19 protein-coding genes and 1 tRNA gene are annotated in these 20834 nt (G+C 43.7%); 13 read left to right on the plus strand and 7 right to left on the minus strand.

Annotated features, from left to right (window positions below):
• Positions 1–4: 4 nt before the first annotated feature.
• From AB6E54_RS19110 to AB6E54_RS19125, 4 genes are read left to right on the plus strand one after another with little or no spacing between them, the layout of a single operon-like run.
• Positions 5–1204: a beta-ketoacyl-[acyl-carrier-protein] synthase family protein gene (locus AB6E54_RS19110; RefSeq protein WP_372106514.1), complete on the plus strand. Its 1200-nt coding sequence runs from the start codon at positions 5–7 to the stop codon at positions 1202–1204.
• A complete protein-coding gene (locus AB6E54_RS19115) occupies positions 1197–1661 on the plus strand; it encodes a hotdog family protein (RefSeq protein WP_017062284.1) in 465 nt (154 codons plus the stop codon). The genes AB6E54_RS19110 and AB6E54_RS19115 overlap by 8 nt, the downstream gene beginning before the upstream one ends.
• Complete coding sequence (locus AB6E54_RS19120) at positions 1658–2383, plus strand: 3-ketoacyl-ACP reductase FabG2 (RefSeq protein WP_017062285.1); 726 nt, start codon at positions 1658–1660, stop codon at positions 2381–2383. The genes AB6E54_RS19115 and AB6E54_RS19120 overlap by 4 nt, the downstream gene beginning before the upstream one ends.
• A complete protein-coding gene (locus AB6E54_RS19125; protein WP_017062286.1) occupies positions 2380–3603 on the plus strand; it encodes a beta-ketoacyl-ACP synthase in 1224 nt (407 codons plus the stop codon). Before AB6E54_RS19120 ends, AB6E54_RS19125 begins: the two co-directional genes overlap by 4 nt.
• Positions 3604–3687: 84 nt before the next feature.
• Here the strand turns inward: AB6E54_RS19125 and gltX are convergent, their stop codons facing one another.
• Positions 3688–5115 (minus strand): glutamate--tRNA ligase, encoded by a 1428-nt coding sequence (gene gltX, locus AB6E54_RS19130; protein WP_017071186.1) that lies wholly within the window; start codon positions 5113–5115, stop codon positions 3688–3690.
• 301 nt (positions 5116–5416) lie between these two features.
• Here gltX and AB6E54_RS19135 point away from each other — a divergent pair, with 301 nt between their 5' ends.
• Both AB6E54_RS19135 and AB6E54_RS19140 read left to right on the plus strand, forming a co-directional pair.
• Positions 5417–8221, plus strand: a complete 2805-nt coding sequence (locus tag AB6E54_RS19135) for a copper-translocating P-type ATPase (protein ID WP_372106512.1) — start codon at positions 5417–5419, stop codon at positions 8219–8221.
• A complete protein-coding gene (locus AB6E54_RS19140) occupies positions 8211–8651 on the plus strand; it encodes a DUF411 domain-containing protein (protein WP_017064149.1) in 441 nt (146 codons plus the stop codon). The genes AB6E54_RS19135 and AB6E54_RS19140 overlap by 11 nt, the downstream gene beginning before the upstream one ends.
• A 261-nt stretch (positions 8652–8912) precedes the next feature.
• Here AB6E54_RS19140 and AB6E54_RS19145 read toward each other — a convergent pair whose 3' ends face one another.
• Entirely contained in the window at positions 8913–9605 is a 693-nt protein-coding gene (locus AB6E54_RS19145) for an oligogalacturonate-specific porin KdgM family protein (protein WP_017064150.1), read from the minus strand.
• Positions 9606–10138: 533 nt separating this feature from the next.
• Complete coding sequence (locus AB6E54_RS19150; RefSeq protein ID WP_017071188.1) at positions 10139–12790, minus strand: beta-N-acetylhexosaminidase; 2652 nt, start codon at positions 12788–12790, stop codon at positions 10139–10141.
• Positions 12791–13194: 404 nt separating this feature from the next.
• Here AB6E54_RS19150 and AB6E54_RS19155 point away from each other — a divergent pair, with 404 nt between their 5' ends.
• The gene (locus AB6E54_RS19155) at positions 13195–14073 is read left to right on the plus strand and encodes a TraB/GumN family protein (RefSeq protein WP_029235194.1); all 879 of its coding nucleotides are present in this window, start codon (positions 13195–13197) and stop codon (positions 14071–14073) included.
• A gap of 131 nt (positions 14074–14204) precedes the next feature.
• Positions 14205–14627 (plus strand): hypothetical protein, encoded by a 423-nt coding sequence (locus tag AB6E54_RS19160; protein ID WP_102321503.1) that lies wholly within the window; start codon positions 14205–14207, stop codon positions 14625–14627.
• Between the two features lie 84 nt (positions 14628–14711).
• Here the strand turns inward: AB6E54_RS19160 and AB6E54_RS19165 are convergent, their stop codons facing one another.
• Genes AB6E54_RS19165 through AB6E54_RS19175 form a run of 3 tightly spaced genes read right to left on the minus strand, consistent with a single transcriptional unit; the run spans position 14712 to position 16462 of the window.
• The gene (locus AB6E54_RS19165) at positions 14712–15548 is read right to left on the minus strand and encodes a CsgG/HfaB family protein (protein ID WP_050646260.1); all 837 of its coding nucleotides are present in this window, start codon (positions 15546–15548) and stop codon (positions 14712–14714) included.
• A gap of 16 nt (positions 15549–15564) precedes the next feature.
• Positions 15565–15975, minus strand: a complete 411-nt coding sequence (locus AB6E54_RS19170) for a curli assembly protein CsgF (RefSeq protein ID WP_102333662.1) — start codon at positions 15973–15975, stop codon at positions 15565–15567.
• 10 nt (positions 15976–15985) lie between these two features.
• Positions 15986–16462, minus strand: coding sequence for a curli production assembly/transport protein CsgE (locus AB6E54_RS19175; RefSeq protein ID WP_017064155.1), 477 nt, complete (start codon positions 16460–16462; stop codon positions 15986–15988).
• A gap of 310 nt (positions 16463–16772) precedes the next feature.
• Here AB6E54_RS19175 and AB6E54_RS19180 point away from each other — a divergent pair, with 310 nt between their 5' ends.
• The 3 genes from AB6E54_RS19180 to AB6E54_RS19190 all read left to right on the plus strand — a co-directional run bounded on the left by AB6E54_RS19180 (position 16773) and on the right by AB6E54_RS19190 (position 19493).
• Positions 16773–17387 (plus strand): curlin subunit CsgB, encoded by a 615-nt coding sequence (locus AB6E54_RS19180; RefSeq protein ID WP_241910919.1) that lies wholly within the window; start codon positions 16773–16775, stop codon positions 17385–17387.
• Between the two features lie 85 nt (positions 17388–17472).
• Positions 17473–18330, plus strand: coding sequence for a curlin (locus AB6E54_RS19185; protein ID WP_102333664.1), 858 nt, complete (start codon positions 17473–17475; stop codon positions 18328–18330).
• A 494-nt stretch (positions 18331–18824) separates the two neighbouring features.
• Positions 18825–19493, plus strand: a complete 669-nt coding sequence (locus AB6E54_RS19190; RefSeq protein ID WP_017064159.1) for a LuxR C-terminal-related transcriptional regulator — start codon at positions 18825–18827, stop codon at positions 19491–19493.
• A gap of 101 nt (positions 19494–19594) precedes the next feature.
• Here the strand turns inward: AB6E54_RS19190 and AB6E54_RS19195 are convergent.
• Positions 19595–19671: transfer RNA gene (locus tag AB6E54_RS19195), tRNA-Pro, on the minus strand.
• A gap of 255 nt (positions 19672–19926) precedes the next feature.
• On the opposite strand from AB6E54_RS19195, the gene AB6E54_RS19200 reads away from it, so the two are divergent.
• Complete coding sequence (locus tag AB6E54_RS19200; RefSeq protein ID WP_017062321.1) at positions 19927–20067, plus strand: DUF3149 domain-containing protein; 141 nt, start codon at positions 19927–19929, stop codon at positions 20065–20067.
• Between the two features lie 170 nt (positions 20068–20237).
• A complete protein-coding gene (smrA, locus tag AB6E54_RS19205) occupies positions 20238–20819 on the plus strand; it encodes a DNA endonuclease SmrA (RefSeq protein ID WP_017062320.1) in 582 nt (193 codons plus the stop codon).
• Positions 20820–20834: the final 15 nt, after the last annotated feature.

Consider the following 20834-nt stretch of genomic DNA (forward strand, 5'->3'; position numbering starts at 1 on the left):
CACTATGCCTATTTACATCCAAGACTGTGGTTTCCACTCAGCGCTAGGCTCAGAGATTGCCGATATTCATGGCTGTCTAAAAGACGAGCGTGAATCAAATATGGTCGAAGTGCACGATATGCTGAACGATGGTAAACACACTGTCGTTGGTCAGATCGCGGGTGAACTACCACCGATTCCTTCAGATCTTACGCAATACGCCACTCGCAACAATCAACTGGCGCTGTCGGCTCTTCACCAAATTGAAGATTCTATCGAGCAAGCCAAATCTCAGTTTGGCGCAGATAGAATTGCTGTTGTTATTGGCACCAGCACATCTGGGATCTCCGATGGTGAAGCAGTCTTCAAACAAAAATTGGCAAACGGCGAGTTTCCAGCAGATTACCATTACTCAAAACAAGAGCTTGGTGATACCTCAGAGTTCGTTAGCCAGTATTGCGCATTAACGGGGCCAAACTACGTCATATCTACGGCTTGCTCATCCAGTGGCCGCGTATTTCTGACCGCCCAGCGCTTATTAGATTCAGGTATGGCTGATGCCGTGTTAGTGGGTGGTGTGGATACATTGTGTAAGCTGACACTCAATGGTTTCCACGGTCTTGAAGCACTCTCAACAACACATTGTAAGCCATTTAGTGCAACCCGAGAAGGTATCAACATAGGAGAAGCAGCGGCATTTATGTTGCTCAGCAAAACAAAGTTAGCCGGTGTTAATGCAGCACAAGACACGTCAAACATTGCCTTATTGGGCTGTGGGGACAGCTCTGATGCACACCACATTTCAGCGCCTCACCCTGAAGGCAATGGTGCTGAACAAGCAATGAAAAAAGCGTTACATTCTGCACAGTTAAACGTAGAAGACATTGGTTATATCAATGCACATGGTACAGCAACGCCACTCAATGACTCGATGGAAAGTAAAGCCATTCATCGTATTTTTGCAAACAAGGTTCCCGTCAGTTCTACCAAACCGCTGACCGGGCATACTCTAGGCGCAGCAAGTGCGATTGAGGCTGCAATTGCGTGGCATATTTTGAAATATGACTTACCGCTTCCCTTACAAAAATGTCAGGATAAAGCTGAAGATATTGAGATTGATTTGGTAAACTGTTCACAGAAACTTAAAGCAAAGAACATCTTAAGCAACTCGTTTGCTTTTGGTGGCAACAACATTAGCCTGATTTTTGGTGTAGTAAATGACTGATATCCCTTCTGTAGACCAACTTCTCCCTCACGATGATCCGATGATATTAATCGATCGTGCTATCAGCGTAGAGGCGTTGTCGATCCACTGTCAGGTCGATATTGGTGACCATAATCTGTTCTTTGACGCCGAATCTCAAACGGTACCAGCATATGTTGGAATCGAGTTTATGGCGCAGTCTGTAGCGGCATGGTCTGGATATCACGCACTTAAAAACGGCACCACGCCCCCAATCGGATTCTTACTCGGCTCTCGTCGCTATAAATCACTGTGTGATGAGTTTACTCAAGGTCAGACCCTTGATATCTACGCCGAACAGATGATGGAAGACAGCGGTATGGCTGTGTTTACCGCAAGAGTCGAAGACCGAGGTGAGTTAGTGGCTCAATGCCAACTCAACGTCTACGTGCCGACCGAACAAAAATTACAAGAAATGAAAACTAGGAGCCCATCATGAGCCGTCAGGTTTTAGTCACTGGTGCCAGTAAAGGTATTGGTAAAGCGATCGCTATTCAACTCGCGAAAGACGGGTTTGAAATCGCCGTTCATTACATGGGTGACAAGCAAGGTGCTGAAGAGACGCTAAAGTCGATCACCGAACTGGGTGGCGCTGGACGTCTTATTCAATTTGATATCAGCAAACGAAGCGAGTGTCGCGAAAAGCTTGAGTCTGATATCGCTGAACATGGTGCTTACTATGGTGTAGTGAACAACGCGGGCATTACTCGTGACACTGCATTCCCCGCGATGACGGAAGAAGAGTGGGATGGTGTGATCCATACCAACCTAGATAGCTTCTACAACGTACTTCACCCTTGTGTAATGCCTATGGTTCAAAAGCGTAAAGGTGGCCGTATCGTCACTCTAGCGTCGGTATCCGGCATTATGGGTAACCGTGGTCAAACTAACTATGCTGCAGCAAAAGCGGGGGTGATTGGCGCAACTAAGTCTCTTGCTCTAGAACTCGCAAAACGCAAGATCACGGTAAACTGTGTCGCTCCTGGCTTAATTGACACAGGTATGGTTGACGAGCACGTGAAAGATCATGCACTTCCTCAAGTACCACTGCGCCGTATGGGTGAGCCGGAAGAAGTAGCCGGCCTAGTCAGCTACCTAATGTCTGATATTGCAGGCTACGTAACTCGCCAAGTGATTTCAGTAAATGGAGGCTTAGTATGACCCGCCGCGTTGTTGTAACTGGAATGTCTGGTGTTACTGCTTTTGGTAACGACTGGCAACAGATAGAGCCTAAGCTAAAGGCCTGTGAAAATGCGACTCAATATATGCCAAGCTTCGAGCAATATGATGGTCTCAACACAAAACTTGCCGCGCCTATTGATGACTTCCAACTGCCTAAACACTACAAGCGTAAGCAAGTGCGTGGCATGGGCCGTGTATCACGCCTAGCTACCGTTGCGACTGAGAATGCATTGGAGCAAGCCGGCTTAATTGGTCACGATGTATTGACCAATGGCGAAACTGGTATCGCTTACGGCTCTTCAACTGGCAGTACCGATGCGGTTGGTGCTTTCGGAGTAATGCTGAACGAGAAGTCGACACGAGCAATCACAGCAACCACTTACGTTCAAATGATGCCACACACAGCCGCGGTAAACGTAGGTCTGTTCTTTGGTCTGCGTGGCCGCGTGATTCCCACCAGCAGCGCCTGTACTTCAGGAAGCCAAGCCATTGGTTACGCCTATGAAGCGATCAAGCATGGTTACCAAACCGTAATGGTTGCCGGTGGTGGTGAAGAGTTATGCCCAACTGAGTCTGCCGTTTTCGATACCCTTTTCGCTACCAGTTTAAAAAACGACACACCCAAGAAATCCCCTAGCCCATACGACAGCGAGCGTGATGGCTTGGTTATCGGCGAAGGCGCTGGAACCCTGATCCTTGAAGAGTACGAACATGCTGTTGCTCGTGGCGCAAAGATCTACGCAGAAATCATAGGTTTTGCGAGCAACTGTGATGCGGCTCATGTGACTCAACCTCAGATGGAAACCATGCAAATCTGTATGGAGAAAGCATTGAGAGACGCACAACTTCCAGCTGAGAAGATTGGCTATGTTTCTGCGCACGGTACTGCGACTGAAAAAGGTGATATTGCAGAGAGTAACGCGACAGCGAATATCTTTGGTGAAGTACCAATCAGCTCTCTTAAGAGTTACTTTGGCCATACGCTTGGTGCGTGTGGTGCAATTGAAGCGTGGCTCAGCCTAGAGATGATGCATAGCGGTTGGTTCAGCCCAACCCTAAACCTTAAGAATGTCGATGAACAGTGCGGCAAGCTCGATTACATCACGGGCTCAGGTCGCGAATTGGATGTTGAATACTTGATGAGCAACAACTTTGCTTTTGGTGGAATCAACACCTCTATCATCTTCAAGAAAGTCTAAGCTTAGCTACATAAAACGCTAAGTAAATAAAAAGGGCCAGTAACCAAGTTACTGACCCTTTTTTGATTCTATCAATCGCTCAAATTAAGCGTTAGCTTCACGCTCAGCGATGAACTCAAGAGCCATCTTGATACGAGCGATTACGCGCTCTTTACCAACAAGCTCCATCACTGCATCAACAGAAGGAGACTGACCGCCGCCTGTTACTGCTACGCGAAGTGGCATACCGATTTTACCCATGCCGATCTCTAGCTCTTCACATACTGCTGCGATAACACCGTCTTTGATGTTTGCAGTCGTGAAATCTTCAAGCGCTTCAACCTTAGCAAGCGCAAGCTCTAGTGGGCCTTTAGCAACACCACGTAGGTGCTTCTTCGCTGCGCCAGCTTCAAACTCAGAGAAATCTTCGTAGAAGTAACGAGATTGCTCAGCAAGTTCGATAAGCGTGTTACAACGCTCGCCAACTAGCTTGATCACTTCAGTGATAGCTGGACCGTTTGTTGTATCGATCTTCTGTGCGTCTATGTGCCATTGCAGGTATTTTGCAACGTACTCAGGCTCAGATGTCTTGATGTAGTGATTGTTCAACCAAAGTAGCTTATCAGTGTTGAATGCAGAAGCAGACTTGCTGATAGCGTTCAGGCTGAAGAATTCAATCATCTCTTCTTGAGAGAAGATCTCTTGGTCACCGTGAGACCAGCCTAAACGAACTAGATAGTTGTTTAATGCATTTGGTAGGTAACCTTCATCGCGGTATTGCATTACAGAAACAGCACCGTGACGCTTAGAAAGTTTCGCACCGTCATCACCAAGAATCATTGCACAGTGAGCGAACGTTGGAACTGGCGCGCCTAGTGCTTCATAGATGTTGATTTGACGAGGTGTGTTGTTGATGTGGTCTTCACCACGAACAACGTGTGTGATACCCATGTCCCAGTCATCCACTACTACTACGAAGTTGTAAGTTGGTGCACCGTCTGTACGACGAATGATCAGGTCATCAAGTTGGCTGTTTGCGATTTCAATGCGACCACGGATTTGGTCATCAAATACTACGCTGCCTTCTTTAGGGTTACGGAAACGGATAACGCACGCATCGCCTTCTTTTGCTGCTTCGTTTGCTGCAACAATTTTAGGGTGGTTAGCATCGTAGCGAGCCATTTCTTTGTTTTCTTCTTGCTCTGCACGAATTTCATCAAGCAGCTCTTTAGACGCGTAGCATTTGAATGCTTTGTCTTCAGCAAGTAGCTTATCAACCATTTCGTTGTAACGGTCAAAACGCTTAGATTGGTAGTAAGGACCTTCGTCCCATTCCATACCCATCCATTGCATGCCTTCTAGAATTGCATCAACCGCTTCTTGAGAGTTACGCTCAAGGTCTGTGTCTTCGATACGTAGAACGAATTCACCGCCTTGGTTTTTAGCGAATAGCCAAGAGTAAAGTGCAGTACGTGCACCACCAACGTGAAGATAGCCAGTTGGGCTAGGAGCAAAACGAGTTTTAACCGTCATTTAAATACCTTGATTATGTAGGTGATTCTTTTAGTGCTCGCCATTACAAGGCCTGCAATAGTCAAACATCACTAAATTTTGGGCGCTATTTTATCACCACCGCTTAAATCTACAATCAGTAGTGAATGATTAATGCGCGGATCTTGTGCGAAAGCCACTGTAGAAAGGCCAAATTCAGCTTCGATGTAGCAAATCTATAGTCTGAGCCAATAAATTATAGCCACGCTTTTCTTTAACTCCCGCTTATTTCACCAGCGTACCCCACCCATTAATATGCCACTAATATCAAATTCTTGAATTTATGTTTGACCTTACCCTTACGGGAAGGTTTATGTTAGGCGTAGATGAGAATTGGAGTATCGATATGAACCACTACACAACCGCGCTCAACGGCCTAAATTGCATGGGTTGCGCGAAGAAAGTTCGCACACTGTTTAGCGATCTCGACAGCACGATGATTAATGACATATCGCCGACCTACATCGATATTTCGACTCCATTTAGTTACATTCAGCTCAACGAACAGTTAGCAACGCTTGGCTATTCTATGGGTAATCAGCTGCACCTTTCGCTATCCGGTCTGAGTTGCGGCAAGTGTGTGAGCAAACTGACTAAAGCGCTTGAACAAACTGAGCAAGCCTTAAACCTAGAAGTCAGCAAACAGGAATTATCACTGGTTACTCTGCTTTCTGAGTCTGAGGTGATTAAGCTGGTCGAAAGCCTGGGTTACCACGCAGCTCCCTACTCAGAAACGAATGACCTTTCATCGAGTTCAGATTTAGAAGACGAACAAGCAGATAAAAAGAGTGAAGATAAAACCGCAGCTAGCCAATATACCTATCACCTTGTTCTTGAGGGGATGACTTGTGCGAGTTGTGTCTCTTCGGTAGAGAAAGCACTGAAAAAGAATGAGTTTGTCGACCAAGCTCAGATCAACCTTGCCGAACAAACTGCCTTGGTTTTCACCTCCAAAACACGTGATCTCATTGAAAACAAGCTCATCGAATCAGTCAAAGCTGCGGGGTATGGCGCCGAGTTTGTTGATGATGCGGCAACACAACAACAAAAACAGCAAGAGCAACAACTTCGCACTCAACAGGCCTTCCTAAAAAATTCAGTGAGTGCGCTACTGCTTGGGGCACCGCTAATGGCATGGGGCGTGTTCGGCGGCAGCATGACCATTACTACATTTAACGACCAACTGGCTTGGGGATTCATTGGTGTGGTTTGTTTAGTGTTGTTAGCCACTTCTGGACGCAGCTTCTTCACCAATGCTTGGCAATCCTTGATGCATAAACGCGCGACCATGGACACGCTAGTAGCTTTGGGTACAGGCGCAGCATGGTTCTACTCAATGTTGGTTGTGCTCATTCCATCGTGGTTCCCTGAAGCTTCTCGTCATGTCTATTTTGAAGCAAGTGCGATGATTGTTGGCCTTATTTCTTTAGGTCACTACATTGAAGCCAAAGCCAAAGCACGCACCACTAAGTCTTTACAGGCGCTGATAAACTTACAGCCTCAAAAAGCCGTGGTTATCGTCGATGGTAAAGAGCAAACCATCGCCGTAGAGGCCATCCAAGTTGGCATGCAAGTTCGAGTAAAGCCGGGAGAAAAAGTCCCTGTCGATGGTGTCGTGGTTTCGGGTGAATCTTATATCGATGAATCCATGCTGACTGGCGAACCACTGCCCAACGTTAAATCGATTAATGATGGCGTTTCAGCAGGAACCATTAATGGTGATGGCAGCCTGATCATTGAAGCGACGGGAATTGGCTCAAGCACTATGCTGGCTCGAATCATTCAAATGGTTCGCCAAGCGCAAAGCAGCAAGCCTGCGATTGCTAAGCTTGCCGACTCTATCTCTGCCGTTTTCGTTCCAGTTGTGGTTGCGATCGCAGTTTTTGCCGCCCTAGTTTGGTTTTTTGTTGGCCCACAACCAAGCGCCAGTTACATGTTAGTGGTATCAACCACAGTGGTGATCATCGCTTGTCCATGTGCCTTAGGCCTTGCGACACCACTTTCAATTACTGTCGGCGTTGGCAAAGCCGCTGAGTTTGGCGTTCTGATCAAAGATGCCGATGTGTTGCAATCTGCAAGCAAAATTGATGCTGTCGTGTTTGATAAAACAGGCACCCTAACCCAAGGTAAGCCAACCGTTCAGCAAGCCTTTTATGGCGATTTATCAGAACAAGAATTACTGGCTTGTGCTTATTCAGTAGAAGTAGGATCTGAGCACCCACTTGCCAAAGCCGTTTGCCAATATGCAGAGAGCTTGGAAGTTTCAGTACTCCCACACAGCGAATTTGAAAACCAACGAGGGCTTGGGGTTCAAGCAACAATTAACGGCAAGAAAGTGCAAGTTGGCTCGCTTAAGTACCTCACCCAATTAGGTATCAATACAGAGGTTGGCGCGGATTTCATCGAGCTTTGCCGCTCGCAAGCGTGGACGCCTATTTTCATTGCGATTGACCAAAAACTGGAAGGCATATTGGGCATTTCAGACGCGTTAAAAATAGATAGCAAACAGGCGATAGCTCAACTAAAATCCGCCGGAATTCACACTGTGCTATTAACGGGCGACAACGACTCTGTAGCTCAAGCGATAGGTAAAAACGTCGGTATCGACGAAGTGATTTCAGAAGTGCTTCCAGAGCAGAAAGCTCAACACATTGTTCAGCTGCAACAGCAATATAAGAGTGTTGCCATGGTCGGAGACGGTATTAACGACGCGCCTGCACTTGCTCAAGCAGATATAGGCATAGCAATGGGCAGTGGCAGTGATGTCGCGATTGAAAGTGCGCAAATGACGCTACTCAACTCGTCGCCACTGTCTGTCAGTAACGCGATCGAGCTATCTCAAGCGACCGTGAGAAATATGAAGCAAAACCTATTTGGTGCCTTCATCTACAACTCGCTTGGTATTCCTATCGCGGCCGGTGTGCTTTACCCATTTTTCGGATTTCTGCTTAGTCCAGTAGTTGCAGGGGCAGCGATGGCGATGTCGTCAATTACTGTAGTAAGCAATGCCAACAGGCTGAGATTGTTCAAACCAACTCATTCTAATATTAATAAAAACCATATTCATGAGGTTAACCATGATTCGTAAAATTATGACTCTTACTGCACTCGCTGCAATCTCAGGACAAGCTTTAGCTACTGATGTTCTAAACCACAAATCTCCATACTGCGGCTGCTGCACAGAATGGACTGAACATATGCGAGATGCTGGGTTCGATGTTACTGAGAAGCTCCACGATGATATGAACCCAATCAAGCAGAAACTAGGGATAACACAAGAGCTAGCCTCTTGCCACACTGCAGAGATCGACGGATACGTATTTGAAGGACACATTCCAGCAGATGACATTAAAGCCTTTCTAGAAAACCCACCACGTAATGCGATTGGTTTAGCGGTTCCGGGTATGCCAATGGGTTCGCCAGGCATGGAATATGGCGATAAGAAAGACGAGTATTCTGTGTATGCGTTTAATGAAAAAGGTCAGGTGTTTGAATACCGTCACTACAACGGGAAATAGAACCTAAACAGACCAACACACAGCAATAAAAAGAAGTCATAAAAATAGAGCCTAGCATTCAGTAAACCCAAGACTGTGGTTTACTTGCTAGGCTCTTTGCTTTTGGACAGTAAAGCAAATCTTGTCGCGGCACCAACCGGGCTGTTAGTACCGCTATGTTCCCCTCGCTAATTAGCTAGCAAGCTATTTAGCAAAAAGCTATTTAGCGAAGAAGCTCACTCGGCTAATAATCTAATAGACTAAGCAACCAAGCGAATCAGCTTAGAAGCCGTAAGAAGCACCGAATACGAATGCGTTGTTCTGCTTAGAATCGCCGTTTGCGAAATCTACACCGTTAGCTTGGCTACGGAATTCAAAGTAAGGTTGAACACCTTGACGAGTCCATGTTGCACGTAACTCGTGGTCCATCGCTTCAGCATCAATCATGTATACGTTGTTGTAGCTAAGCGCTAGGTCAGCATTCACTGTGTAAGCAATGCGGTTATCCATGCGGTAGTCTGTGTCAGCATTAGCTGAAGTATCATCGATGTGTGCACGAGTACGGTTACTAATAGAGATGCCGTTGTCGAAGTTGTAACCGATCTTAACTAGTGGACGGAACTGAATGCTTTCGCCTGCAGAGAATAGGTGTTGGTAACCCGCAGCAACCCATAGGTTGTCAGTGATGTTGAAAGATTGCTCACCACCTACAGTGATGCCTGGAGTAGTATTACCTGCACCGCCATTTTCAGATTCAAGTTTGCCCAGTTGGATACCATCAAACTCAGAATAAACCGTGAAGCCGCCTAGAGAGTTGTCAAACGTGTGACCAGCTTCTAGCGTAGAAGTCATGTCAGAACCGTGGATACGGCCATCGTCATGAATTTGGATGTTACCCGTTACGTAAGAAGAACCAGCAAAAGCACTAGAAGCGAAAGCAAGAGAAAGAGCACTTAGAGCGATAATTTTTTTCATAGTAAACTGCCTTAGTTTAATTTTTTCAGCGGCACATCTTCGGTACATCATTCACCTTCACCGCTTGAGTAGTTGGTAGCCTCCCTGGCATGAAATCTATGTTGCTCGAATTAATTCGCGTTTAAAAATAAAAGGGACAGCAGAGTGATCCCTCTCACTATCAAAAAAAGACAAGTTATTTAAAACTTTAAAATCAACAACTTAAAAACATAAAAATTGATAAAAAACTTAAGATGGAAAAATATACAGATCGGGATCACGTTATTTCACGAAGAAAAATTAGATCTAGATAGTTGAATCACATCTGATTTAGAGTTTTTTACAGGGGGCTTATTTTTTGAAGAGAATAATGAGAAGCGCGTCACTTTTGGGATTAAAGTCACCTTATGTGCATTGTTGATGATATGACCAAAGGCGATTTCTATATGTTTCAGTTTTGGATATGCACCTAATTCGCAGTAAACAAAAAGAGCTCCCGTTTTATCTTGAATAAGATAAAGGTCAGGAGCTCTTCTACTAATAGTGCTTATCGATTATTTAACTGAGGTCACTCGACTTACTTTCTCACCACTTTCTGAAATAGAGCGGATGTAAGTCTCACCAGAAACTGATGGACGTTGTTGCTCATCGTATGTTAGCCAGTTTTCGCCATCAGCAGAGTATTGCAGCTCTACACCTGGGAATTGAACGTTCATCGCTAGCTTACCGTCAACAACCTTCGCACCTGGAACTGGTAGTCGGTAATCAATACCCGCTTTTTCTAGCTTAGCTAGCTCACGTTGACCAAGAATATTCGCGAAGCGATTAAAGTCGCTGTTCAACGCTTGCTTATTCACTAAGTTAGTTTCTTGAGAGTATTCAACACCAACCTTGTAGTCGTTTTCCCAATCTGCTCGGTGCCATGCGCGCTCTGCTGCTGCCAATACGCGAGGGAACACCATGTATTCATATTGCTCGTCAGTACGTACTGTTTCTGACCAAAGTTGAGCTGACAGACCGTAGAAAGGTTTCGCTTCAACCTCACCTTTACCAGTAAAACCATTGCCATCACGGTCTAATGATGTTTCTGCGTTTTGTGGCATGTTTTCTGGTGCGAAGCCAAACATCTTACGAGTATCGGTTGCACGTGTTGCCCAGTAGTAACCACGCTCAGCTGCATCAACTTCGTATGGCATATCCATGTATACGTAGTCTGGGTTAGAGACAATCACGTCATACCCTTTTGCTGACCAATCGTATACTGATGAAGTTCCGCCCCAGTAAAGAACGTCCCAGAAGTTCACGCGTGTACTTTCGGTCGCAAATGCTTCCTCGCCTTCGCTGTATTTCAGACCATCTTGCCATGCTTGGAAGTGTGGAATACCCTTCTCAGCAACAATCTTAGAAACCTGTTCTGCGAAGTGGCTTGGTAAATGACCGAAATCGCTTACAGTACCATCAGCGATCAATGACTGACATTGTGGTGATTGTTGGAACGGCTTATCTTGCTTAGACAAATCGATGTTGCCTTTCCAAGCCACTTTATCTTCTGCATTAATATCTTGTAAGCCTGCGCCTAACTTGATGTTTTTCGCTTCATCGCCGCCGAAGTGCCAAGTCGTTAGCGGTACGCCCGCTTCTTGGTGCATTGCCGCCACTTCAGAGATTACTTTATCGACGAAGTGAGTTGATGACTCCATACATGGGTTAATGAAGCTTTGCTTATCGTAGAACTGAACCGTGGTTACATTCGATGTATCTTGCGGATCCATCAAGCGGTATTCGTTCGCTTCTGCTTCTTTGCCTTCCGCCATGAGACGAGTGTAACGCGCTTCCATTGATACCACAGCTGAACGAGCGTGTGCTGGCATATCAATTTCAGGGATAACTTCGATGCTGCGCGCTTTAGCGTAGCTTAGGATCTCGACGTAATCCGCTTTACTAAAGAAACCAGAGCCAAAGTTGTCTGTTGTTGGACCAGAACCTAGCTGAGGCAGTAAGCAGCTTTGTTCATCCAAATCAAAACAACGATTAGACCCTACATCCGTTAGCTCTGGTAAACCTGGAATTTCTAAACGCCAACCTTCATCATCCGTTAGGTGAAGGTGCAGTTTATTCATCTTGTATGCCGCCATTTGATCTAGCGTTGCTAGGATGGCATCTTTTGAGTGGAAGTTTCGAGCAACGTCCACCATCACACCACGATAATCAAAGCGCGGCGCATCTTTAATTGACAGTTGTGGTAATGATTCAGCGTTCTGACTATCTATTAGGCCAAAAATAGACTGAACTGCGTAGAAAGCACCCGTTTTATCAAACGCTTTAATTGCAATCCCCTCTTCCGAGATGCTTAGTTCATAAGCGCCAGATTTCGCTAAATCACCCGTAAACTGAGTAGGAACAACAGCGACACTCACAGGTAGGTCGCCACTCACATCTACGTTTACCACATCTGCACGTTCTTCAATTGCTGCGAATTGCTCAGCGTCGAATGCGTCTTTAGGTAGGGCAATACCACCAGCAATGCTAACTGAACCTTCACCGGCTTCTACCGACATTGGCGTTGGTAGTAAAGTAGTTGATACGTCTTGCGTTGCTAGATCAGCATTCTTTTCAAAACGCGTCACCGCTGTCGCCATTACGTTATTATCATCAGGCGTACGCTTAAGGTTATTACCCTCTAGACCAGTTACGAACGATGCAACATCTTCTGTATTCAATGATGCAATCATCTTAGGTTCTGCGTTTGGCGCCGTCACGAATGCACCTGGCATAAAGTCAGTTTCAAACAGTTGCCAGTATTCACTCGTTAACGGAAGAACCACTTCTTCACCAGCCGCAAAGCCGTCAAATTTTTCAGTAGGTTCTAGCTTGTGAAGGTCACCAGTAACGCGAGTGATCTTAAATTGCTCATTATCAACATCTAAAATAAGACGAATACTGTGGAAGTAGATGCTCCAATCTTTAGAGTCAATCGCTTCACCGTCATTGGTTAGCGTCATGTTCACTTTATTACATGACGCCCATTCAGCACCTAGGTCCTGACAAGCCAAGCCTTCATTCGCACCATGATTAGTTAGAATTTCGTACTGAACATCAAGATTATCAGCCAGTGCATTCACTACTTTTTGTTCTGGTGCTTGCGTTACTGCACAACCTGTTAGGCCAGCCAATACCGCTACAGATAGTAAGTTTCTCTTCAACATCGTATTCACCCATAAATTAAAAATTGAGTAAGAAGCAAAATGGAGCGCTTCGAAAGTTAGATAAACTATATGGGCTTATTTTTTACCGTGAATTAAATCGAGCTAATAAAGTGATCGGCTTCAAATCTCAAAAATATTGATAAATTTAATTTAAATAAAATCATCAAGTTACAAGCAACGGCACTTCCGTCATTTTAATTTTGACGTAAAATTTGAGAAATGAATCACAATCTTTTTTACCGATTTCATAAAATCGTGTCATTGGTAGTCAGAAAGGATTTAGAGTTTCAGCGTATTGTTATACTTTTCGTACAAACAACGTGACATTGTTCTCAAAAAAAACCGTTAAAAAACATCGTCAAAATCGATTTTAACGAGTTTAATACTTCCTTAAGGAGCTCCCTTTGCGTCCACTCTGGTACATGGTTTTATTCGTTCTCGCTTTTTCAGCTAGGCAAGCGGTCGCCGAGCCCCTTTATTGGCAAGCACAAAAGGATGATCTGACACTCACTATCTTAGGTTCAGTGCACGTTGGAGACGAGAGTATGTACCCCCTTCCTTCGGCGATCACCGACGCGCTAAAAAACAGTGATGGCTTAATTATCGAAACGGATATCAGAAAGTCTGATGGCGTTGTATATCCCCGCAACAAACTCACGACTGCCGATGTACTCAATACAGAACAGCTGCAATTATTAACCGACATATCAAAATCATTGGGTATGCCGACGCAACAACTGCTTCGCTCACCGCCTTGGGCAACTTCTCTCTCCATACAAATGCAGCAGTTAAAAAACCTTGGTTATGGCTCCGCCAGCGGCGTTGATGCGACGCTAGCGAACAAAGCGACTACCCAAGATGTTCCGGTTATCAGTTTGGAGCCTCTGCAATTCCAAATAGACCTGATGACAAAACAAAAGGACGACGGTAAAGAGTGGTTAGTCAGTAGCCTTGAAGAATTTGACCAAACTGATCGCGTGGTTCATTGTCTGATTGAAAGCTGGAAAGCGGGTGATTTAGCGAAGCTGGAAGCCTTCTCAGAACTGTCAGAGATGTCGCCTGAACTTGAGAAAGCATTCTTAACCGATCGCAACATAGACTGGGCAAACAAACTATCCTCCAATGATTGGAAGCTTAAGACTAAAGGGAACTACATGATAGTAGTTGGTACCTTGCACCTAATTGGAGAAGGTAACCTTATACAGTTATTAGAAAAGAAAGGCTTCAGTGTCATTCAGCAATCACAAAGCCAATCAGCCCAATGTCAATTTGAGACTAGCTAAAAAAGCTAACGATGCTCAACCTCATTTTGTTTTCGTTATAAAAGCATTTCCTTAATAACAGAATCTTTACATTTAATAGCACCATTGCAGTGCTATTATCTTTCGCTCTTTTTACCTATGGCGTTGTTCTAATGAAACCAGTACTTTTTGCTTTCCCTTTAGCCCTCACGATGCTGATGCCCTCAATAGCCTCAGCCAAAGAAACATGCACCATCGAACAGTTTCAGGCGATAGACATACAACCGGATACCAAAGGCGGTGTATTAGATAAAGAAAGCGGACAGTTTTTGATTACAGAGAAACCACCGATGCGCTGCGCCAATATTACGTTCACAACATCTACAACACGAAACCGTATCGCAAGCCAAATGAACAACAATTTTGAAGCAAACTTTTACGACAACCAAACGGGAAGCTCTCACTCGGTGACGTTTGATGAAGATGAAATAAAGGCAGGTTACATTCGAATAGGCCCGAATAAGCCAGCGGAAGCGTATGTTTGTTTTGTTACCTCGGAAACACCGATAAAAGATATTACGTGCGATGTGAATTGATCATTGAGTTGCTTGAAGAAAAAAACAGGGCTAAGGGAAAGGTCCGTTTTCCGCATAGCCCTATTTTGCTGCTTACTCGGTAGCTTAAAGTATGTCTGTACTCGCTTCGGAATAACGTGCGATAATCGGATTTTCTAATGCATTCGGATCGCCCGGCGACCACATTCCACGCTTCATTCCTTTCACAATCAAATGAATCACCGCGGCATCAATAGCAGACATCACAGCAATATTGACCGGTTCATTTTGGCTATAGCCCATTTCAACTTCCAACAGTTCTTTGTAATCAACAAATCGAAATGCGCCGAACCCAATCTCGTGTGAAGAGATAGTTTTAGTGGTGGTGACACTCAATAGAACTTGCCCGGTTCTAACGTCAACGGCTCTTAAATTCACAGTGACTTGATCCGTTCTATATTGTCCAGAACCACCGATCCCAAGATACTTAGCACCCGCACCGCCTGTCACGATATTCGAGTCATAAGCCACAATCCCGCCTTCGATGACGATGTTAGCGGAACTCAAAGACGACAAGTCTGCCCCATGATTATTTACGACCTTATCTTTTTTCTGAGCCGCTCGAATGATCTTACGTTCAGTCAATAAGTTTTGGAGCCCTTCACGCTCCAGAGGTACAAACCACTGAGAGTCGATAAGTGCTGTCGTCAATAAAGACGTCCCACCCTGTGGCACTGCTGTGGAAAAGTTACTGTTTGGCTGAGGCTTGTATTGGCCTGTTTGATCTCTAAAGTCATAAACTGAGACCAATATTTTCCCGCGAGGCTGAGGTAATGAGATAAGATCGGTATAAGTCGATCCTCTCGGCATCAGTTTTGGCGTTTCAGAAGTCTCTGGAATTTGCATAGAGTAAGTGCACCCTCCCAACACAAAGGTCAAGAAGACGATAATGATCGATTTCATAACACAATCCTTGTGATTAGAGGTCTGGGTTTAGTCCCGAAACACTGATTTCTGTTGATTCCCCAGTCTCTTTATCGACGATTTGAACCAACAAAGTCCCGGAATCATCCACAATATTCAGGAAAAAATCATCAGTTTCCAACTGCCCCGTGTTTCCATTACCCACGTCAGCAAGCAATTGGCTAATTAAACGGGACTCTAAACTAGACGCTAAACGATCTAAGGCTGATTCTTGCTCATCAAAGATATCCCTTGCACTTGGGTCTTCATAATCATTGATAGCATTAGCGTGATTAAAAAGGTGAGAACTGTTTAAAGCGTTTCCGCCAAAACTTGGATTTACGGGCGTATAAACTAATTCGCTTGAGTAAACCGAAGGCGAAACTATCAGCGCAATGAGCGCGGCCTTTCTGAAAAATATCGACATCCTTGGCTCCTTAAAATTCATCATGGTCTAGATCGTAAGTGTCCTGAAAGATCCGTTCCGCTTGCCATCGGATGATGTAATTCCCAACCACTCGTGTTGCATCGGCAGCGCGTTCTTTCGCTTGTCTACGACCAGGGGACAACGCCGTACGGAAGATCGGTTTTCTAGAGTGTTGAACCTCTATGATGCTTCCTGATAACGCCGTTGGCCTTTCTTTTACCGTCAAATTTTCCTTAAGGTCGGGATAACTATCATTGAGCGATTGCGAGAAGAAAAAATAGAAATCCTCTCCCAACCGCGTAATGGTTCTGTCCACAATGATTCCATCGACTTCACTGAAGTCATTGAATTTTTCCTTAAGATTATTTGTCGAGTCCTCAAGTTTTTGTCCATTTTCTAAAGGAGCAGCATTTTCAAGACCATGACTCTTTTCTTCTGCATGAAGAGCAAAGGAAAGCAGAGTTATTGTAAGCAGCTTGATTTTCATATGTGCTCCCATTCAAAGTCTATTTACAAAATGAGAATGTGATTCGTTGAAACTGAATAAAGCGTAATTCATGCTTACAGTGGCATATATAAACTTTCGAATTAATTACTGAAGGGAATTGATTAACTAAGGTTGGTAGGATTCGGTCAAATACTAATTAAATTTCATATGAACAACTAAATATTTTCAACTTTAAGTTTATAGCTGTTCGTAAATTCAAGGCCTAGGATTTCGATAAGACAAAGGTTCACTCATTCCCTACGCAGTTTATTTTCGTAGGGATCATAATCACGAACACTTTAAGGTAAAGATGATGGTAATTGGGAAAGCATCACTTATCAGCTTAACTTGTTTATATTTTTTATCAGGAGGTTTTAATAATGCTATCGCGTCAGATATAGAAGGGGATTTTTTACATAATGTTAATCAAGATATAGTCAATGATTATAATTATTTAGAAAGCTTCTCTTCTGGAGATTTAGATAATTATTCAGAATTAAATATATCTAATGCTACTGATTCAATAGCAATAATAAAGCAACGCAGTCCTGGTATTACCGCGAACAACAGAGCGAAGATAACGCAAAGCGGAAGTTCTAACTCCGCATACATTGGTCAAACAGGGCGCAATAATACCGCCTTAATAGACCAGAATGGTTCAAATAACGATGCCGCAATTGGGCAACTCGGAGTAAATTCTGAAGCGCTTATTTCCCAAGACGGGAATAACAATTTAGCAGTTATCGGACAAGCTAACGTCTCAAGACAGAGTAGTCAGCTGAGCATTGACCAAAAAGGCAATGGCAATACTGCTTATTTGGTTGGTTCTGGAAGAAGTAATTTAGGAATTTCTCAAGACGGCAACGACTTTGCTTTAGTGAAAGCGTCTAGCTCAATGAGAATTCACATCAATCAAGCCAATTAGCGCGCAGTATGGAAAGCTTGATTCACCGTTGCTTCTCGATGAAGTAACAACATAGTCGACATGGAAATGTATAAGGATACAACTTATGAAAGTTACACAAATTGGAATTATAGTCGGTGCTATTCTGGGCTTTAATGCAGCATACGCAGATAATTTACCTGCTCCTTTTCCAGCCTCTGAGCCAGCGTTGGGGACAATAGAAGGAACAACCGATCTTGGCATATCATCGACAGTAGCCGGTATTCAACCTTTAGCGATGGATAATACTGCCGTTTGGCAAATGGGTAGTGGCGATAATGCCAATGTCACCATTAACCAGAACACGTCTGGTGTTACTGATGGGCATGTTGCACTAGTTGACACACATGCTAGCTATAACTCTGACGTAGTGGTTCAACAAGATGGCAATCTCAATGAAGCTCACGTTAAGTTACGCTATGTAAACAACAACGCCTGGGTTGATCAAGATGGTGTTAGTAACCAAGCCCAAATTACAGTTCAACCTTATGGTCGAAGCAATGATTTACGAGTTACACAAGTGGGTAACGAGAACATCTCTGTCGTCAATGCTCTAGGTGGTGCTGACTACAATGAAGCTGATGTGAATGTCTCTGGTAACTCCAATACAACCTATACCGAGTTTAGTAACGCGAGTGTTGATAATAATGATGTAGACATCGATATCAGCGGCGATAATAACTATGTTCAAACGATAGTCAACACCGATGTTGGTGGTGGCGACGATAACTATGTCGATATCGATCTCGTGAGCAGTAGCGATAACCGAGTATTCACGTTACAAACAGGATCTCATTCAGATGCCATTGTTAGCTTAACAAACAGCAGTTCAAACCAATTTATGATTGAACAAACCTCTTATGATACTGCTCTCGTTTCAGGTAATGGCGCAATTGGTAATGTCGGTATAATTTATCAGAATTAATATGATAAAGAGTGCATATATTAAAACGGCGTTGATCGCCGTTTTATTTATTTCTTTCCATTTTAATGGATTTTCTTCTGATTTAAATTCAGTACAGTGCCTGATAAAAAATAAAAGTCTTATTCTGACCATAAATAACAGTGTGGCATCTTCATTAACGTTGAGTACGAACACCAACTCTAATTTCAACCAGAATACGAATAGTGGTATTACAACGTTGATTATTAATATAAATCAGTTTCCTGCCACTATAAAACTTCACCCAAACAAGGGGATCTGGAAAATTCATAAAGACTGTACAATCAATAAAATAAAACCATAAATCTCGGTAATTCCCTCTTTCTACTTAAGTATTATTTTACCTTCGACAATACTATTAAATTAATTTCATAAATTTGATGAATAATTAGCTTTAAAAATTAGCAAAATAACAATACGTGCTTTAAACTAAAACACCTAAAGTTCAAGTAATGAGTTAAGAAAAGGAGTTCCACATGGCTAAACTGGAGGCTCATAACGCCATTTTACTTGCGGAGAACAATTTACAATCGATACTACTAAAAGAGTCTATAGAACAGAAAGTTAACCTGAACATAAAACTCATATCACCGGAAAGGCTCAGTGCTAAATCCCTAAAAAACGATGACTTAGTTCTGATTATTATTGATTTCCCGACAATGAGTAAGCAATACATTGAGAAATACCAGGAGCTCAGAGATGACGTAGCAAGTGATGTCCATGAAGTGCTACTCAATACACCAGGCGATTTCCCGCACTCTGAAATGCTTAAATGGCAGTATCTTGTCGGCATTTTTTATACGTCGGACACGCTTGAAAAGCTCGTGGCCGGCTTTAACTGCATTTTGCAAGGCGAGATGTGGATGAGTAGAAAGCTCATTTACCAGTACATTAGCTTCTACAGAGAGAGGCAGTGCGCGAAAACCAGTCCTTATTACCTCAAGCTCACTAAACGCGAACAGCAGATCATCAAACTACTCGGTGATGGCGCATCTAACACGCAAATTGCGGACACACTCTATGTCAGTGAGAATACAGTTAAAGCACACCTTCACAATACATTCAAAAAGATCAAGGTGAAGAATCGCTTACAAGCTTTGATCTGGGTTAAGAACAACGTTGCGACAAATGAGTTTGTCCAATAGACCTAACTCTCTGCCCTCAACCATAAACAGTCAATGCAGTAGAATGTAGAAATCCCAAATACAAAAAAGCCGTAGCATTTCTGCTACGGCTTTTTCTAATGTGGTCGGTGAAGAGGGATTCGAACCCCCGACCCTCTGGTCCCAAACCAGATGCGCTACCAAGCTGCGCTATTCACCGAGATATCTAACTGGCTCATTGCCTGTCGATGGAGCGTATAATACGGGTTCTGAATTTATCCGCAAGGGCTTTTTCTCATATTTATTGCGATTTTGAATCGTTCGAACAAAAGACATACAACAACGAGCATGATGTGACGAAAAACACACAGTTACCAACAAGTATTTAACTTATGAAACAGGATTGATCCAGATCAGTGAATTGATAATGCTTGTTAATACACTAAGCCATGTCATATAACTTTGAGGTATACACATGGACTTTTGGCTAGATCTCCTATTTGGTAATGCGGTGGGACTATCTTCAATGATAGTAATCTTCGGGGCTCTGGGTCTCATGATGTTTTATGGAGGCTTCTTCATATACAAAGTTATGACTGAAAAATCTCCTCACTAGAATCGCTCTGCCTAAATCATTTACTTTTAAGTATTCTTTTACTTTATAAGTAAATGTCAAAACGCTTTGCGCCGGAGCAGACTTATTGTCTTCTCCGGTTTTTTCATTTTTAAACCTAACCTCAACTTAGGTATACTTACCCTATCCTTCTCCAACTTGAGATACACACTATGTCTCATGATGATGACTTAGATCTATTCCAAGAAATGATGGGCGATGTTAAACGTATCGACCATGACACCGCTGAACACCAGAAAGTACACCGAGTCACCGAATCTCACCTTGCTAAGCGTGAAGCCGCAATGTGGCTGTCTGACGACGAGAAAGACTACTTATCATTAGACTATTCGCCAATGATCAAGCCAGACGATGTTGTTGCTTATAAAAAAGACGGTGTACAAGAAGGCGTATACAAAAAGCTGCGCCTAGGAAAATACCCTATTCAAGCCAAGCTCGACCTTCATAGGAAAACACTGAAAGACGCACGTAACGAAGTGCTTTCATTTTTGCGTCAGTGTTTAAGAATGGATGTTCGTACCGTCATCATTGTTCATGGTAAGGGTGAGCGTTCGAATCCACCTGCAATGATGAAAAGCTACGTGGCAAATTGGCTAACACAAATCAACGACGTTCAATGTGTTCATTCTGCTCAGCAATTTCATGGTGGTACGGGCGCAGTCTACGTAATGCTCAGAAAGAGTAATGAGAAAAAGCTAGAGAACAGAGAGCGCCATCAAAAACGCACCAGTTAATAGGTTGAGATAGAT

This window comes from Vibrio sp. 10N.247.311.49 (assembly GCF_041467655.1).
GTDB classification, from domain to species: Bacteria; Pseudomonadota; Gammaproteobacteria; order Enterobacterales; family Vibrionaceae; genus Vibrio; species Vibrio crassostreae_C.

Coding starts and splice junctions, on each gene's coding strand:
- AB6E54_RS19110 (WP_372106514.1), top strand. CDS start 5: ATGCCTATTTACATCCAAGACTGTGGTTTCCACTCAGCGCTAGGCTCA.
- AB6E54_RS19115 (WP_017062284.1), top strand. CDS start 1,197: ATGACTGATATCCCTTCTGTAGACCAACTTCTCCCTCACGATGATCCG.
- AB6E54_RS19120 (WP_017062285.1), top strand. CDS start 1,658: ATGAGCCGTCAGGTTTTAGTCACTGGTGCCAGTAAAGGTATTGGTAAA.
- AB6E54_RS19125 (WP_017062286.1), top strand. CDS start 2,380: ATGACCCGCCGCGTTGTTGTAACTGGAATGTCTGGTGTTACTGCTTTT.
- gltX (WP_017071186.1), bottom strand. CDS start 5,115: ATGACGGTTAAAACTCGTTTTGCTCCTAGCCCAACTGGCTATCTTCAC.
- AB6E54_RS19135 (WP_372106512.1), top strand. CDS start 5,417: ATGTTTGACCTTACCCTTACGGGAAGGTTTATGTTAGGCGTAGATGAG.
- AB6E54_RS19140 (WP_017064149.1), top strand. CDS start 8,211: ATGATTCGTAAAATTATGACTCTTACTGCACTCGCTGCAATCTCAGGA.
- AB6E54_RS19145 (WP_017064150.1), bottom strand. CDS start 9,605: ATGAAAAAAATTATCGCTCTAAGTGCTCTTTCTCTTGCTTTCGCTTCT.
- AB6E54_RS19150 (WP_017071188.1), bottom strand. CDS start 12,790: ATGTTGAAGAGAAACTTACTATCTGTAGCGGTATTGGCTGGCCTAACA.
- AB6E54_RS19160 (WP_102321503.1), top strand. CDS start 14,205: ATGAAACCAGTACTTTTTGCTTTCCCTTTAGCCCTCACGATGCTGATG.
- AB6E54_RS19165 (WP_050646260.1), bottom strand. CDS start 15,548: ATGAAATCGATCATTATCGTCTTCTTGACCTTTGTGTTGGGAGGGTGC.
- AB6E54_RS19170 (WP_102333662.1), bottom strand. CDS start 15,975: ATGTCGATATTTTTCAGAAAGGCCGCGCTCATTGCGCTGATAGTTTCG.
- AB6E54_RS19175 (WP_017064155.1), bottom strand. CDS start 16,462: ATGAAAATCAAGCTGCTTACAATAACTCTGCTTTCCTTTGCTCTTCAT.
- AB6E54_RS19180 (WP_241910919.1), top strand. CDS start 16,773: ATGATGGTAATTGGGAAAGCATCACTTATCAGCTTAACTTGTTTATAT.
- AB6E54_RS19185 (WP_102333664.1), top strand. CDS start 17,473: ATGAAAGTTACACAAATTGGAATTATAGTCGGTGCTATTCTGGGCTTT.
- AB6E54_RS19190 (WP_017064159.1), top strand. CDS start 18,825: ATGGCTAAACTGGAGGCTCATAACGCCATTTTACTTGCGGAGAACAAT.
- AB6E54_RS19200 (WP_017062321.1), top strand. CDS start 19,927: ATGGACTTTTGGCTAGATCTCCTATTTGGTAATGCGGTGGGACTATCT.
- smrA (WP_017062320.1), top strand. CDS start 20,238: ATGTCTCATGATGATGACTTAGATCTATTCCAAGAAATGATGGGCGAT.